Raw genomic sequence first — 14,473 nt, 5'->3', positions numbered from 1 at the left:
GCGACGTGGTGGCTTCGGCCGCGGGCGGGGCACCGCCTTCGGAGACGGAGCGGCGGCGCTTGGGCGCCGCGCGGCGGCCACCGCGCTGTCGCGCTCGTCTCTCTTCCGCTCGTCCCATGGGTTCCTTCGCTCCGCTTCCGTCTCGGGGTCAGCTCCGAAAGCTAACACCCGGCTATATGACAAAGGACGTCCGATCCGTTCTTTTACGGACGTGACAATCAGCACCTGCTCCAAGGGAACCGACGGCTGTGGAGGGCGTGGGGTTGCTTCGGCCCGGAAAAGTGATATCACTTAGCTAGACCAACGATAGGCACCACCGGAACGGGGATCACCATGACCGCCAACGACTCCGCACTCGACGTACCCGAGATGCCCGCGCCACGAGTGCGCGAGTTCACCGCGCACAGCATCGGCGGCGGGCTCGCCCTGCTGCTCGGCCTGCTCGGACTCGGCGCCGGCATCGCCCTGTTCATCACCGCCTCCACCGTCTCCGCCGCCGGGGCCAAGGCCGGGCTCATCGTCCCCGGCATCGCCGTCTTCCTCGCCGCCGTCATCGCGATGCGCGGCCTGAACACGGTGGCGCCCGGCGAGGCCCGGGTCGTCCAGCTCTTCGGGCGCTACCGGGGCACGATCCGGCAGGACGGCCTGCGCTGGGTGAACCCCTTCACCTCGCGGACCCGGATCTCCACCCGGGTGCGCAACCACGAGACCGCCGTCCTGAAGGTCAACGACGCCTACGGCAACCCGATCGAGCTGGCCGCGGTCGTGGTCTGGAAGGTCCAGGACACCGCGCAGGCCACCTTCGAGGTGGACGACTTCGCCGAGTTCGTCGCCACCCAGACCGAGACGGCCGTGCGGCACATCGCGATCGAGTACCCCTACGACGCCCACGACGAGGACGGCCTCTCGCTGCGCGGCAACGCCGAGGAGATCACCGAGAAGCTGGCCGTCGAGCTCCAAGTGCGGGTGGAGGCGGCCGGAGTCGAGATCATCGAGTCCCGCTTCACGCATCTCGCGTACGCTCCCGAGATCGCCTCGGCGATGCTCCAGCGGCAGCAGGCTGGTGCGGTCGTGGCCGCGCGGCGGCAGATCGTGGACGGCGCGGTCGGCATGGTCGAGGCGGCGCTCGGCCGGATCGCGGAGGCGGACATCGTGGAACTGGACGAGGAGCGGAAGGCGGCGATGGTGTCCAACCTGATGGTCGTGCTGTGCGGGGACCGGGCCCCGCAGCCGGTCCTCAACACCGGGTCCCTCTACCAGTGACGGACCCCTCGGAGGCTCCGAAGCGACGGCCGCAGCAGCGCAAGCAGGTGCTGCTGCGGCTGGACCCGTCGGTGTACGAGGCACTCGCCCGATGGGCCGGGGACGAGCTGCGGTCGGCCAATGCGCAGATCGAGTTCCTGCTGCGCAAGGCGCTGGCGGATGCGGGGCGGCTGCCGAAGGACACGGGACCGCTGCCGCGGCGGGGCCGTCCGCCTGTTTCGGAACCGTGACAATCGGCCCCCACCTGCACCACCGTACAGCGGGCCATGATCCCCACACTCCGTGTATACATGCGGCGTATACACCGTGTGTAGAGTGCCTCCCATGTCCATCGGTCACACCCTTCTGGGACTCCTGGAGTCCGGCCCGCGGCACGGCTACGACCTGAAGCGGGCCTTCGACGAGAAGTTCGGTCACGACCGGCCACTGCACTACGGCCAGGTCTACTCCACGATGTCCCGGCTGCTGAAGCACGGGCTCGTGGAGGTCGACGGGATCGAGGCCGGCGGCGGCCCCGAGCGCAAGCGGTACGCCATCACCGACGCCGGCATCACCGACGTCGAGCGCTGGCTCGCGACCCCGGAGAAGCCGGAGGAGTACCTCCAGTCGACCCTGTACACCAAGGTCGTCCTCGCGCTGCTGACCCACCGGAACGCGGCCGACATCCTCGACAGCCAGCGCTCCGAGCACCTGCGCAGCATGCGGATCCTGACCGACCGCAAACGCAAGGGCGACCTCGCGGACCAGCTGGTCTGCGACCACGCGCTGTTCCACCTGGAGGCCGACCTGCGCTGGCTGGAACTGACCGCCGCGCGCCTCGACAAGCTCCGCGCGGCGGTGGCCGCATGACCGGCGTCGCTCCTCCCCCCGGCTCCCTGCTCACCGCCGAGAACCTGCGCAAGGCCTACGGCCCCACGGTCGCCCTCGACGGCGCCGAGTTCTCCATCCACCCCGGCGAGGTCGTCGCCGTGATGGGCCCCTCCGGCTCCGGCAAGTCGACGCTGCTGCACTGCCTCGCCGGCATCGTGCCGCCCGACTCCGGGTCCATCACCTACGACGGCCGCGAACTGGCCGGTATGAGCGACGCCGAACGCAGCGCGCTGCGCCGGTCCGAGTTCGGCTTCGTCTTCCAGTTCGGCCAGCTGGTACCCGAGTTGACCTGCGTCGAGAACGTGGCCCTCCCGCTGCGGCTGAACGGCACCCCCCGCAAGCAGGCCGAGAAGGCCGCGCTCGGCTGGATGGAACGCCTGGAAGTGGACGACCTCAAGGGCAAGCGGCCCGGCGAGATCTCCGGCGGCCAGGGGCAGCGCGTCGCGGTGGCGCGGGCGCTGGTCACCGGGCCCCGGGTGGTGTTCGCCGACGAGCCGACCGGCGCGCTCGACTCCCTCAACGGCGAGCGGGTGATGGAGCTGCTGACCGACGCGGCCCGCACCACCAACGCCGCCGTCGTCCTGGTCACGCACGAGGCCCGGGTGGCCGCCTACTCCGACCGCGAGATCGTCGTACGCGACGGAAAGTCCCGGGACATGGAGCGCGCCATATGAACACCCGCCAATGGGGCCGGGACCTGGGCATGGGCGTCCGGTTCGCCTTCACCGGCGGGCGCGAGGGCTGGATCCGGATGCTGCTGACGGCGGTCGGCGTCGGTCTCGGCGTCGCGCTGCTGCTGCTGACGACCGCGATCCCGACCGCGCTGGCGGTACGGGACCAGCGCAACCAGGACCGCCTGGACTACACCTTCGGCCCGAACCGGCCGAAGGCCGCGAACACCCTGGTGATCTCCGACACCGACAGCACCTTCCGCGGCAGCGACGTACGCGGCCGGCTGGTGGAGCCCGAGGGCCCGCGCGCACCGATCGCACCGGGCCTCACGAAGTACCCGGCGCCCGGCGAGATGGTCGTCTCCCCCGCACTGAAGGACCTCCTCGGCTCGGCGGACGGCAAGCTGCTGCGCGAGCGGCTGCCGTACCGGATCGCCGGGACGATCGCCGAGCCCGGACTCATCGGCTCGCACGAACTCGCCTACTACGCCGGGGCGAAGAACCTCGCCCCGCGCATCAACGGCTGGCGCACGGCCCGGATCGACCACTTCGGTCCGCCGAAGGCCTCACCGGTGGACAAGGCCGACCCGGTACTGATCCTGCTGGTGCTGGTCGTCTTCGTGGTGCTGCTGATGCCGGTCGCCGTGTTCATCGCCACCGCCGTACGGTTCGGCGGCGAGCGGCGCGACCGCAGGCTGGCCGCGCTGCGGCTGGTGGGCTCCGACAGCCGGATGACCCGGCGGATCGCGGCCGGCGAGGCACTCGCGGGCTCGCTGCTCGGGCTGGTCTTCGGCACCGTCTTCTTCCTGCTCGGCCGGCAGCTCGCGGGCTCGGTCGAGATCATGGGCATCAGCGTCTTCCCCAGCTATCTCGATCCCTCCCCCACGCTGGCCGCCCTGGTCGCTCTCGCCGTCCCGGCGGCGGCGGTCCTGGTCACCCTGTTCGCGCTGCGCGGGGTGGTCATCGAGCCGCTGGGCGTGGTCCGTACGGCCAAGCCCACCCGCCGCCGGCTGTGGTGGCGGCTGCTGCTGCCGCTGGGCGGCCTTGCCTGCCTCGCGCCGATGATGGGACAGGGCCGTAACAACGGCACCTTCAACGAGTACCTGGTGATCGGCGGCGTCCTGCTGCTGCTCGTCGGTGTCACCGCGCTGCTGCCATGGGTCGTCGAGGCGGTCGTGGCCCGGCTCGGAAGCGGCGGGCTGTCCTGGCAACTGGCCGTACGACGGCTGCAGTTGAGCAGCGGTTCGGCGGCCCGCCTGGTCAACGGCATCGCGGTCGCGGTGGCCGGGGCGATCGCGCTGCAGATGCTGTTCGCGGGGGTCCAGGACGACTACACCAAGTACACCGCGCAGAACACCGACCGGGTGCAGATGCAGGTCAACCTGTCACGGGGGCTGCCCTTCCTCCCGGCCGCCCGGCAGTTCGCCGCGACCAAGGGCGTACGGAAGGCCACCTCGCTGGGCAGCACCGAGCTGGGCGACGGGCGCTGGAGCTCCGACAAGGGGCCGGCAAACACCGTCGGTCTCACCGTGGGTACCTGTGCCACGCTGCGGGAGATGGCCGACCTGCCGAGCTGCCGCGACGGCGACGTCTTCGCGGTGACCGGCGCAGACCGGGACGCCGACGTGGCGAAGCTCGCCCGGCCCGGCCGCACCCTCCATCTCAATGCGAGCGACGGCGCGGGCAACGGCCCGGACGTCGTGTGGACCGTGCCCGGCGACCTGAAGCGGGGCCGCGCGCTCATCGGTCCGGCCGGCTTCAAGGAGAGCGGTGTGCTGATGACCCCGGCCGCCGTGTCCCACCGGATGAGCGCCACGCTGACCGGATCGGTGTACCTCGCGCTGGACGAGTCGCTGCCGGACGCGCACGAATACGTCCGCAACACCGCGGCGCGGATCGACCCGCTGGCGGACGCGATGGTGTGGTCGTCCTCCGAGCGCTCGAAGCAGTTCACCTCCATCCGCACCGGTACGTTCGCCGGCGCCGTCTGTGTGCTGGCGCTGATCGGCGCGAGCCTGCTGGTGTCCCAGTTGGAACAGTTGCGCGAGCGGCGCAAGCTGCTGTCGTCGCTGGTCGCCTTCGGCACCCGGCGGCGCACGCTGGGCCTGTCGGTGCTGTGGCAGACGGCGATCCCCATCACCCTCGGCCTGCTGCTCGCCTCGGCCGTCGGACTGACGCTGGGCGCGGTGCTGCTGAAGATGGTGGGCGCGACGGTGGGCGTGGACTGGCCGAGCATGCTGTCGATGACCGGTGCCGGCGCGGCGGTCGTCCTCACGGTCACGCTGCTGAGCCTGCCGCCGCTGCTGCGGATGATGCGGCCGGAGGGCCTGCGCACGGAGTAGGCGGCGCAGCCGCCACTGGGGGCGCGGGGGCTGTGTCTGATATGCGGCTACCGCCGCGTGGCCGGTTAGTCGAGGACCCGCACGGGCAGCGCGCCCAGCGCACCGCGCAGAGCCGAGGCCAGCTCCTCGTACTCCGCGGAGCGCGCCGCTCCCGCCCGCATGGCGAAGGCGACGCGGCGGCTCGGGGCCGGGTCGGCGAAGTAGCCGGTGAGGAGGTGGCTGCTGCGGGTGGTCTCCAGCTTCAGGGCCGTACGGGGCAGCAGCGTGCAGCCGAGGCCGCCGGCTACCAACTGAACCAGCGTCGAGAGCCCGGCCGCTGTCGTCGTGACCGGCGCATCCTCGCGTCCCGCCTCCCGGCAGATGTCGAGCGCCTGGTCGCGCAGGCAGTGGCCCTCGTCCAGGAGCAGCAGGTTCAGCTCCTTCAGGGCCTCGCGCGGGATGCCCTCGCGGCCGCCGAGCCAGTGGTCGAGCGGGGTGACGAGCACGAAGTCCTCGTCGAACAGCGGGAGTTCGACGATGCCGGGCACGCCGAGCGGGACCGCCAGCAACAGCAGGTCGAGGCGGCCGGAGTTGAGGCCGTCGATCAGGCTGGCGGTCTGCTCCTCGTGCACCTGGAGGTCGAGGTGCGGGTAGCGCTCGTGGACGAGCCGCAGCACGGTCGGCAGCAGATACGGCGCGACCGTCGGGATCACCCCGAGGCGCAGGACGCCCGTGAACGGCGCCCGGACCGCCTCGGCCTCCTCCAGCAGCGCCCCGACCGCGTCCAGCACCGCCTTCGCCCGCACCGCGAGCCGCTCACCGGCGGGCGAGAGCAGCACCTTGCGCGTCGTACGCTCGAGGAGGGTCACCCCGAGGGTCTCCTCCAGCGCCGAGACGGCACCCGACAGGGCGGGCTGGCTCATCCCGATGGCGGCCGCCGCGTCCCGGAAGTGCAGGTGCTCGGCCACGGCGGCGAAGGCGCGCAGCTGGGCGAGGCTCGGCTGCCTCCGCTTGCCGTTACTCATGGTCACTGATAACTACCTCCGATCAACATGACCGAGTGTAGCTATTTCACTAATCAATCCACCCTGTGCCAACATCGGCGACGTCCAACCCAAGGGAAAGACCCTCAAAAGGGGTCTCTCCTCGCTGCAAGGAGAGCGTGTGCTCACTGTCGGTGACAAGTTCCCCGAGTTCGAACTGACCGCCTGCGTCTCGCTGGAGAAGGGCAAGGAGTTCGAGCAGATCCACCACAAGTCCTACGAGGGCAAGTGGCTGGTCGTTTTCGCGTGGCCCAAGGACTTCACCTTCGTGTGCCCGACCGAGATCGCCGCGTTCGGCAAGCTGAACGACGAGTTCGCCGACCGCGACGCCCAGATCCTCGGCTTCTCCGGTGACTCCGAGTTCGTCCACCACGCCTGGCGCAAGGACCACCCGGACCTGACCGACCTGCCGTTCCCGATGATGGCGGACTCCAAGCACGAGCTGATGCGCGACCTGGGCATCGAGGGCGAGGACGGCTTCGCGCAGCGCGCCGTCTTCATCGTCGACCCCAACCGCGAGATCCAGTTCACGATGGTCACCGCCGGTTCCGTGGGCCGTAACCCCAAGGAGGTCCTGCGGGTCCTGGACGCCCTGCAGACCGACGAGCTGTGCCCGTGCAACTGGAACAAGGGCGAGAACACCCTGGACCCGGTCGCGCTGCTGGCTGGTGAGTGACCCATGTCGCTCGACTCGCTGAAGTCCCGCGTCCCGGACTACGCCAAGGACCTCAAGCTCAACCTGGGCTCGGTCATCGGCAACTCCGACCTGCCCGCGCAGCAGCTGTGGGGCACGGTGCTGGCGACCGCCATCGCCTCCCGTTCCCCGATCGTGCTGCGTGAGCTGGAGCCGGAGGCGAAGGCGAACCTGTCGCCGGAGGCGTACACGGCCGCGAAGGCCGCCGCCGCGGTGATGGCGATGAACAACGTCTTCTACCGGACGCGCCACCTGCTGTCGGACCACGAGTACGGCACCCTGCGCGCGGGCCTGCGGATGAACGTCATCGGCAACCCGGGCGTGGAGAAGGTCGACTTCGAGCTGTGGTCGTTCGCGGTCTCCGCGATCAACGGCTGCGGGATGTGCCTGGACTCGCACGAGCAGGTGCTGCGCAAGGCCGGTGTGGAGCGCGAGGTGATCCAGGAGGCGTTCAAGATCGCCTCGGTGATCCAGGCGGTCGGCGTCACGCTGGATGCGGAAGCGGTGCTGGCCGAGCCGGCCGAGTAATCCGACCCGGCGCGTCACGGCCCCTGCCCACCTGGTGGGCGGGGGCCGTCGCCTGTTCCGGCGTCCTCCCATCGATGTGGTATGTACCACTCGACCTCTCGAGGCCGGAGACCGCGAGTGACCAAGAGGTCGAACAATTGCCCGGTTCTCCCCCTCGCGCGAGGAAGATCCACACGCATAGAGTCACAACGGAATCCAACTCTCCGCTTCATTGTCGAATAGCTGATCGACAGTCGCCGAGGCGATCTGATTGGCTCCGGGGGACCACATTTCAGCCGCCGAACCGCGTGAGGCCGGCGGCTGCTTGAATGCTTTTCAGGGGGGATCCCCATGTCCATACGAAGCCATGTCTCGGCACGAGCCGTGCTTGCCGCAGCCGCAGCCGGCCTGGGCGTCCTCGGCGTGACCGCTCCTCAGGTCGCCGCCGCCGACCAGCCGGTTCCCAGCATCTCGGTCAAGGCCGACCAGCACACGAAGGCGATCGCGGCGGCCCATCCCACCGCTGCCGCGGCAGGCGCGACCGTCTGCGGCACGGGCTACGCCCTCTACAAGGCGGATCAGCTGCCCGACGCCCGGCGCTTCGCGACTCTCTTCGTCTATGTGAAGGGGAACAACCCCGCGAGCAACGACGCCCCCACGTGCGCCATCCTCGACAACAACGCGTCCGGCGCGAAGTGGATGAAGATCAAGCTCTGCTCGAACTACACCGCGGAGGGCTGCGCGAGTGACGCGGGCGTCTACTCCCAGTACGCGGGACCCGTCTACCGCAACCACGGCGGCTGCGGCACGGTCACGTCGTTGATGAGCTCCACCACGTCCAGCTCGGCCCCGCTCCTCGTCAACAACGTTACGGACAGCACGAACTGCAACTAGCGGGTGCTGCACGAACCGTGAACCGGGACCCCACGCATCTCGCGCGTGGGGTCCCGCGGTGTTGCCTCTCAGGGCCGTTCCCGCCCGGGGCGGAGAAAGGCTGGCGGCATGACCACCCCCCGCACCGAACCCGAGCCCCGCACAGAGCCACGGCCCGTGCTGCCGCGCGTGCTGGGCGCGGCCGTCACCGGAGCGGTGGCGGCCACCGGCGCCCGGGCCTACCTCTCCTGGGCCGGGCATCGCAGCGACCGGATCTGCCGGACGACCGAGACCCTCTGCTTCACCGGATGGAACCTGACGGCGCTGCCCCTCATCTTCACCGTCTCGCTGATCGTGCTGCTCGTCGTCTACAAGCGGCTGGGCATCAGGCCGCGGCTCGCCGTCATCCCGCCGACGCTCGTGCTGGCGCCGATCCCCCTCGCGGCCGCGGACACGGCGGCCGGCTGGTGGGCTGTCGCCCTGGCGGGCGGGGCCTGGTCATGCTCGTTCGCGCTCGCCGCGTGGAGCCGCTACCGGATCCCGGCGCTCGCGGCCTCAGCCGCGCTGCTGCTCGCTTCCCTGGTCGTCCTCTACGGCTGACGGCCCGCTCCGGTTCGCGGCCACTTCCTGGGAGTACACGCGCAGGTACCCCACCACCGTGTTCGTCACCGCCACCAGCGGTACGGCCACCACCGCGCCGCCGATGCCCGCCACCATGCCGCCGGCCGCCACGGTGAGGACGACGGCGAGCGGGTGGACGCGGACCGCGCGGCCGAGGATGAACGGCTGGAGCACATGACCCTCGATCTGCTGGACGGCGAGGACGACCAGCAGGGTCATGACGGCCGTGAAGACGCCCTGGGTGACCAGTGCCACGATCACCGCGAGCGCGCCGGAGGCGACCGCGCCGACGAGCGGGATGAACGAGAACAGGAAGATGAAGACGGCCAGCGGCACCGCCATCGGCACGTCCAGGAAGTAGATGCCGATGCCGATGAAGGTCGCGTCGATCAGGGCGACCAGGACCGTGCCGCGCACGTACGCCGTCAGCGTGCGCCAGGCGCGCGGGCCGGCACCGGCGATGGCGGGGCGGGCCGCGGCGGGCACCAGCTTCAGGAACCACTCCCAGATGCGCTTGCCGTCGTAGAGCAGGAACAGCGTCGAGAAGAACACCAGCAGGATGCTGGTGAGGGTCTCGATGATGACCTGAACGCCCTCCAGGCCCGCGGACGTTATCTGGTCGGCGTTGGCGCCGATCGCCTCGCGGAGGTTCTTGGCGATCTGGTTGATCTGCTTGTCGGTGACGTGGAAGGGGCTCTTCAGCAGCCAGTCGCGCAGGTCGTCGATGCCGGACTGGATCTGGGTGGAGAGCGTGTCGATGTTCTCCATGACCTGCCAGGTCACGAACCAGCCCATCAGCCCTATGACGACGAACCCGCTGATCGCGGTGAGCGCGGTGGCCAGGCCGCGCGGCACCCCGCGGCGGGTGAGCCGGGCGACCGTCGGCTGCAGCAGCGCGGTGACGAGCAGGGCGATGACGAAGGCGAAGACCACCAGCTGGACCGCGCTGATGACCCGCATCAGCACCCAGACGGTGCCGGCGAGGACCAGCAGCCGCCAGCCGGCCTCGGCAGCGACGCGTACGCCCCAGGGGACGGCCTCGACGGGGTCGGGGCGCGCACTGGCGGGAGGTGCGGCGGCGTCGGGGGCGTCGGCGGCGCGGGCCGGGGCGGCGGGTGACGGCGGGGTGTCCGAGGGGCCGGGGTCCTGCTCGCGCTCCACCTCCGCACGGCGCTCGTCCAGGCGCTCGCTCATCTCGGTGAGACCTGCACCGACCTTGCCGAGCCACCCTGGCACTCGCGACATGATCCGTCCTCTTCCCCCGCGTCCCCGCGTGCTCGCCACCTCTCCTCCCCCTGGAGGCATCCGGGTACGACCGTACAGGGCGAAAGCCCCTCCCCTAAGGACGGGGAGGGGCTGCGCGAGGTTGAGCGGGCCGGGCGGATCCCCTACGGGACCGGCGGGCGGCCTAGTACCAGTGGTTGGCCTGCCAGAACGACCAGGCGCCGCAGGGGCTGTGGTACCGCTCGTTCATGTAGTTGAGGCCCCACTTGATCTGGGTCGCCGGGTTGGTCCGCCAGTCGGCGCCCGCGGAGGAGTACTTACCGGCGGGCAGGGCCTGGAAGAGACCGTAGGCACCGGAGGAGGCGTTGACCGCCTGGTAGTTCCAGCTCGACTCGTTGTTCACGATGTTGCTGAAGCACTGGAACTGGTCGCCGGCCACCATCTGACGCGCCATCGCCTGGATCTGCGCGACGCTGTAGCTGCTCTGGACCGGGAAGTCGCTGGAGTCGCGGGAGCTGTCACGGCTGGCGGCCTGGGTCTTCGCCTCTGCGCGCTCCTTGGCCTCCTTCGCCGCCTTCTCGGCCGCCGCCTTCTTCGCGATGGCGGTGTCGGCGGCTGCCTTGCGGGCGGCCTCCTCGGCGTCCTTCTTGGCACTCGCGTCCGCGGCGATGGCCTGGGAGTCGGCCTGCTGCGTCAGGGACGCGGACTGCACCTGGGCCTGCTGGCCCGCGGGTATGTCCGCGAGGAGCGTGGTGTCGGCAGCCGTCGCCTCGGCGTCGTTGTTGTTCTGCGCGACGCTGCCCGAGGCAACTCCGACGACGCTTCCGACGGCGGTGACCGCGGTGGCCGAGGCCACTGCGAATCCCCGGACCGAAATCCGGCTCACACGGTTTCCTTCCAGCATCGCCCGCTTCGGTGACCCTGGCGGACGCAATCGTGCCCCTGGCACTGGCCTCCCAACTGCGGGGTCACGGGAGGCGCGGGCCCGGTGGGCAACTCCCGCATCGGGGAGCGCCGCGTGGTGCTCGGGCGGCATACGACGAACTCTATGGAGTTGGTGGTGCTTCTGTGGCGCCGTACCGCTGGGGGTACAGCTGTGTCGTATGCGGGGCCTGACAGGAACGAGACTCTGCCGTAACCGGACGCCGGGTGGCAATTCTGTGTTGCGTGGGAAACGTCACATGCCGTTTGACCCCGGGGATTTCAGGAAAGCTCCACATGCCAAGGCGCCGCCCGGCTAGGCTCTTGCCTTTGCCGGACGGCGCCAACTGCTGTGCGGACTGGGTCAGATGTGACCGTCCTCCAGCATTTCGGTCACAAGCGCCGCAATCTGGGACCTCTCGGACCGGGTCAGCGTGACATGCGCGAAGAGCGGGTGCCCCTTCAGCTTCTCCACGACGGCGACCACACCGTCGTAGCGACCGACGCGGAGATTGTCCCGCTGTGCCACGTCATGGGTGAGAACCACCCGTGAATTTGCGCCGATTCGGGACAGAACGGTGAGAAGTACATTCCGTTCCAGCGACTGCGCCTCGTCCACGATCACGAACGCGTCGTGCAGCGAACGGCCACGGATGTGGGTGAGCGGCAGCACCTCCAGCATCCCGCGCGCGGTGACCTCCTCGATGACCTCGCGGCTGGTGACCGCCGACAGCGTGTCGAAGACGGCCTGCGCCCACGGGCTCATCTTCTCCGCCTCGGTGCCCGGCAGATAGCCCAGTTCCTGCCCGCCCACCGCGTACAACGGCCGGAAGACCATCACCTTCTGGTGCTGGCGGCGCTCCAGGACCGCCTCCAGGCCCGCGCACAGCGCCAGCGCCGACTTGCCGGTGCCGGCCCGGCCGCCCATCGAGACGATCCCGATCTCCGGGTCGAGCAGCAGGTCGAGCGCGATGCGCTGCTCGGCGCTGCGCCCCTTGATGCCGAACGCCTCCCGGTCGCCGCGCACCAGGCGGACATTGCCCTCGGCGGTGATCCGGCCGAGCGCCTTGCCGCGCTCGGAGTGGATGGTCAGCCCGGTGTGCACGGGCAGCTCGGCGGCGTCGGGGACGTACAGATGCCCTTCCTCGAAGAGGATGTCCACCTGCTCGCCGGAGAGCGTCAGTTCGGACATTCCGGTCCAGCCGGAGTTCTCCGTGATGGCGAGTTCGGCTCGGTACTCCTCGGCGAGCAGCCCGACCGACGACGCCTTGATCCGCAGGGGCAGATCCTTCGACACGACGGTGACGTCGTACCCCTCGGCCTGCAGGTTGCGGGCCACCGCGAGGATGCGGGAGTCGTTGTCCCCCAGGCGGTAGCCGGTGGGCAGCACGCTGGGGTCCGAGTGGTTCAGCTCGACACGGACGGTCCCGCCGAGTTCCCCGATCGGGATGGGGGCGTCGAGGCGACCGTTCTTCACCCGGTAGTCGTCCAGCAGGCGCAGGGCCTGGCGGGCGAAGTAGCCGAGCTCCGGATGGTGCCGCTTGGCCTCCAGTTCCGTGACCACCACGATGGGGAGCACGACCTCGTGCTCGTCGAAGCGGGTCAGGGCGTTCGGGTCGGCCAGCAGGACGCTGGTGTCGAGAACATAGGTGCGCCGGTCTGGCTTGTGGCGCTTTGTGCTGGTCACCACGGAAGGACGTACCCCCTCGGATGAGGTCGGGGAGCGACGAGAGAGAGCTGGACCGGTCGACGGCCGCGATGCACGTGCGCGAGCCGAGAACCGGCCCTCCGCGTCTGCTTCCGTGCAGTGACGGCACGGTCGGGCTGGTGCAACGGGCCTCCCGGGCGGACGGCCCCGTGCCGCCCGCTGAGATCCGACACCCGTGGTTCGGGTGTCGACCTGTTTGGCTTATGCCCTCGAACATGCACTGCCATGCAAAAGCGGCCACCTGCGCCCCGGTGAACTCCTCGTTAAGTCCGCCCGAATCCGGGGATGCCGAAGCCCCGCCGGCGTCGCGGCCGGCGGGGCGTTCGCGGTGTCTCAGCCGCCGTAACGGCGGTGACGTGCGGCGTAGTCGCGCAGGGCGCGCAGGAAGTCGACCTTGCGGAAGGCCGGCCAGAAGACCTCGCAGAAGTAGTACTCGGAGTGCGCGGTCTGCCACAGCATGAATCCGGACAGCCGCTGCTCGCCGCTGGTGCGGATGACGAGGTCCGGGTCGGGCTGGTCGCCGGTGTAGAGATGACGGCCGATCATGTCGATGTCGACGGACTCGGCGAGGTCCTCCATCGCCACGCCCTTGTCGTGGGCGTCGAGCAGCATGGAGCGCACGGCGTCGGCGATCTCCTGCCGCCCGCCGTACCCGATCGCGACATTGACGACTATCCCGTCGATGTGGGCGGTGGCCTCCTCGGCCTCCTTCAGGGTGCGCTGCATGCCGGCCGGCAGCAGGTCCATCGTGCCGACGTGGTGCACACGCCAGCGGCCGTCCCCGGCCAGCGTACGGACGACGTCCTCGATGATGCCGAGCAACGGGACGAGTTCGTCCTGCGGCCGGTCGAAGTTGTCCGTGGACAGCAGCCACAGGGTGACGACCTCGACGTCGGTCTCGGTGCACCAGCCGAGGAACTCCTCGATCTTCTCCGCACCGGCCCGGTGGCCGTGGACGGTGGTGGAGCCGGATGCCTTCGCCCAGCGGCGGTTGCCGTCCATGATGACGCCGATGTGCTTCGGCACCTGAGCGTGGTCCAGGTGGCCCTCCACCCGGCGTGCGTAGAGCCTGACGAGCAGGCTGCGCAGAGTGTCGCGCAGGTTCACGTGGCCCTCCGGGGGTTTGGCATGGGGGTTCGGTGCGGCAAGGGTGCCCGAGCCGTTGAGCCTACCCCTGCCGGGGGCTTGGTTCTGGCTCGGGGTTTGGGCATTGGGGTTCGGGGGCGTGCGGTTTCGCCGTCTGGTGCGGGTGTGTGGGGGCTTGTCGCGCCCACGCGGCGGAGCCGCATGTCGAGCACGGCCCCGCGCCCCCGAGTAGAGACGCTGGGCCGGTACCGAGTGGTTCCCGGAGTTCCCCTCGGAAGGCCTGCCGTCGGCGGCACGAAAAACGGGCCGGTCCGTGGGGGGGAGACGGACCGGCCCGAGGGGGGGTTTCCACCATAACCCTTCGTAAGGGATGGTGGGTGCATCGGCGGCACACAACTACTCTCCGGAATCACCCGGCGACGCCCCGGTGGGCGCGGAATGCCGAATTCAAGGGTGTCGCATGGCCGATTCACAGCGGAATCCCAGGGAAACCCGATCAGATACGACGAGATTCAGAGGGATCCGGACGATTTGCGCCAGCTTGCGGGCATGTCGGCGAGTTGCCCCGGGGATCCCCCCGATGGGCTACCCGGTCAGCGAACGGTGACTTGACGGTTCCGCTACGGGTGCGCCGGAAGATCGCCGGGAGATCACCGAGGTGTCACAGCACC

At 69.9% G+C, this 14,473-nt stretch carries 14 protein-coding genes; 9 read left to right on the top strand and 5 right to left on the bottom strand.

Annotation, left to right across the window (positions count from 1 at the left end; genetic code table 11):
• Window positions 1-333 precede the first annotated feature (333 nt).
• The 5 genes from ACWC0C_RS30910 (at window position 334) to ACWC0C_RS30890 (ending at window position 5,146) form a co-directional block, all read left to right on the top strand.
• Complete coding sequence (locus ACWC0C_RS30910) at window positions 334-1,263, top strand: SPFH domain-containing protein (RefSeq protein ID WP_450867331.1); 930 nt, start codon at window positions 334-336, stop codon at window positions 1,261-1,263.
• Complete coding sequence (locus tag ACWC0C_RS30905) at window positions 1,209-1,493, top strand: hypothetical protein (protein ID WP_450867330.1); 285 nt, start codon at window positions 1,209-1,211, stop codon at window positions 1,491-1,493. The genes ACWC0C_RS30910 and ACWC0C_RS30905 overlap by 55 nt, the downstream gene beginning before the upstream one ends.
• Before the next feature lie 94 nt (window positions 1,494-1,587).
• Window positions 1,588-2,112 carry a PadR family transcriptional regulator gene (locus ACWC0C_RS30900; protein WP_449195747.1) on the top strand — a complete coding sequence of 175 codons (525 nt, stop codon included), beginning with the start codon at window positions 1,588-1,590 and terminating at the stop codon, window positions 2,110-2,112.
• Complete coding sequence (locus ACWC0C_RS30895; protein ID WP_449195748.1) at window positions 2,109-2,807, top strand: ABC transporter ATP-binding protein; 699 nt, start codon at window positions 2,109-2,111, stop codon at window positions 2,805-2,807. The genes ACWC0C_RS30900 and ACWC0C_RS30895 overlap by 4 nt, the downstream gene beginning before the upstream one ends.
• A complete protein-coding gene (locus ACWC0C_RS30890; protein WP_450867328.1) occupies window positions 2,804-5,146 on the top strand; it encodes an ABC transporter permease in 2,343 nt (780 codons plus the stop codon). The genes ACWC0C_RS30895 and ACWC0C_RS30890 overlap by 4 nt, the downstream gene beginning before the upstream one ends.
• A gap of 65 nt (window positions 5,147-5,211) precedes the next feature.
• Here the strand turns inward: ACWC0C_RS30890 and ACWC0C_RS30885 are convergent, their stop codons facing one another.
• Complete coding sequence (locus ACWC0C_RS30885) at window positions 5,212-6,150, bottom strand: LysR substrate-binding domain-containing protein (protein WP_450867352.1); 939 nt, start codon at window positions 6,148-6,150, stop codon at window positions 5,212-5,214.
• A gap of 139 nt (window positions 6,151-6,289) precedes the next feature.
• Between ACWC0C_RS30885 and ACWC0C_RS30880 the strand changes: the two genes are divergently transcribed.
• The 4 genes from ACWC0C_RS30880 to ACWC0C_RS30865 all read left to right on the top strand — a co-directional run bounded on the left by ACWC0C_RS30880 (window position 6,290) and on the right by ACWC0C_RS30865 (window position 8,842).
• Window positions 6,290-6,844: a peroxiredoxin gene (locus ACWC0C_RS30880; protein ID WP_351209104.1), complete on the top strand. Its 555-nt coding sequence runs from the start codon at window positions 6,290-6,292 to the stop codon at window positions 6,842-6,844.
• Window positions 6,845-6,847: 3 nt separating this feature from the next.
• Window positions 6,848-7,390, top strand: coding sequence for an alkyl hydroperoxide reductase (locus tag ACWC0C_RS30875; protein WP_450867326.1), 543 nt, complete (start codon window positions 6,848-6,850; stop codon window positions 7,388-7,390).
• Between the two features lie 330 nt (window positions 7,391-7,720).
• Window positions 7,721-8,263 carry a hypothetical protein gene (locus tag ACWC0C_RS30870; protein ID WP_450867324.1) on the top strand — a complete coding sequence of 181 codons (543 nt, stop codon included), beginning with the start codon at window positions 7,721-7,723 and terminating at the stop codon, window positions 8,261-8,263.
• Window positions 8,264-8,371: 108 nt separating this feature from the next.
• Complete coding sequence (locus tag ACWC0C_RS30865; RefSeq protein ID WP_450867322.1) at window positions 8,372-8,842, top strand: hypothetical protein; 471 nt, start codon at window positions 8,372-8,374, stop codon at window positions 8,840-8,842.
• Here ACWC0C_RS30865 and ACWC0C_RS30860 read toward each other — a convergent pair.
• From ACWC0C_RS30860 to ACWC0C_RS30845, 4 genes are all read right to left on the bottom strand, one after another.
• Window positions 8,798-10,108 (bottom strand): AI-2E family transporter, encoded by a 1,311-nt coding sequence (locus tag ACWC0C_RS30860; protein ID WP_449195754.1) that lies wholly within the window; start codon window positions 10,106-10,108, stop codon window positions 8,798-8,800. The two genes, ACWC0C_RS30865 and ACWC0C_RS30860, sit on opposite strands and share 45 nt — an antisense overlap.
• Before the next feature lie 163 nt (window positions 10,109-10,271).
• Complete coding sequence (locus ACWC0C_RS30855; RefSeq protein WP_449195755.1) at window positions 10,272-10,973, bottom strand: aggregation-promoting factor C-terminal-like domain-containing protein; 702 nt, start codon at window positions 10,971-10,973, stop codon at window positions 10,272-10,274.
• A gap of 399 nt (window positions 10,974-11,372) precedes the next feature.
• The gene (locus tag ACWC0C_RS30850; protein ID WP_449195756.1) at window positions 11,373-12,698 is read right to left on the bottom strand and encodes a PhoH family protein; all 1,326 of its coding nucleotides are present in this window, start codon (window positions 12,696-12,698) and stop codon (window positions 11,373-11,375) included.
• Between the two features lie 351 nt (window positions 12,699-13,049).
• Window positions 13,050-13,823, bottom strand: a complete 774-nt coding sequence (locus tag ACWC0C_RS30845; RefSeq protein ID WP_449195757.1) for an isoprenyl transferase — start codon at window positions 13,821-13,823, stop codon at window positions 13,050-13,052.
• Between the last annotated feature and the right edge of the window lie 650 nt (window positions 13,824-14,473).

It is taken from the genome of Streptomyces sp. NPDC001709 (assembly GCF_053596375.1).
Note: the sequence above shows the minus strand (reverse complement) of the source record. Positions and strands in the feature narration are given on the sequence as shown.

Bases quoted from the DNA above. Each gene is read 5' to 3' on its own strand.
- ACWC0C_RS30900 (WP_449195747.1), top strand. From the start codon at position 1,588: ATGTCCATCGGTCACACCCTTCTGGGACTCCTGGAGTCCGGCCCGCGG.
- ACWC0C_RS30885 (WP_450867352.1), bottom strand. From the start codon at position 6,150: ATGAGTAACGGCAAGCGGAGGCAGCCGAGCCTCGCCCAGCTGCGCGCC.
- ACWC0C_RS30895 (WP_449195748.1), top strand. From the start codon at position 2,109: ATGACCGGCGTCGCTCCTCCCCCCGGCTCCCTGCTCACCGCCGAGAAC.
- ACWC0C_RS30865 (WP_450867322.1), top strand. From the start codon at position 8,372: ATGACCACCCCCCGCACCGAACCCGAGCCCCGCACAGAGCCACGGCCC.
- ACWC0C_RS30860 (WP_449195754.1), bottom strand. From the start codon at position 10,108: ATGTCGCGAGTGCCAGGGTGGCTCGGCAAGGTCGGTGCAGGTCTCACC.
- ACWC0C_RS30875 (WP_450867326.1), top strand. From the start codon at position 6,848: ATGTCGCTCGACTCGCTGAAGTCCCGCGTCCCGGACTACGCCAAGGAC.
- ACWC0C_RS30890 (WP_450867328.1), top strand. From the start codon at position 2,804: ATGAACACCCGCCAATGGGGCCGGGACCTGGGCATGGGCGTCCGGTTC.
- ACWC0C_RS30910 (WP_450867331.1), top strand. From the start codon at position 334: ATGACCGCCAACGACTCCGCACTCGACGTACCCGAGATGCCCGCGCCA.
- ACWC0C_RS30870 (WP_450867324.1), top strand. From the start codon at position 7,721: ATGTCCATACGAAGCCATGTCTCGGCACGAGCCGTGCTTGCCGCAGCC.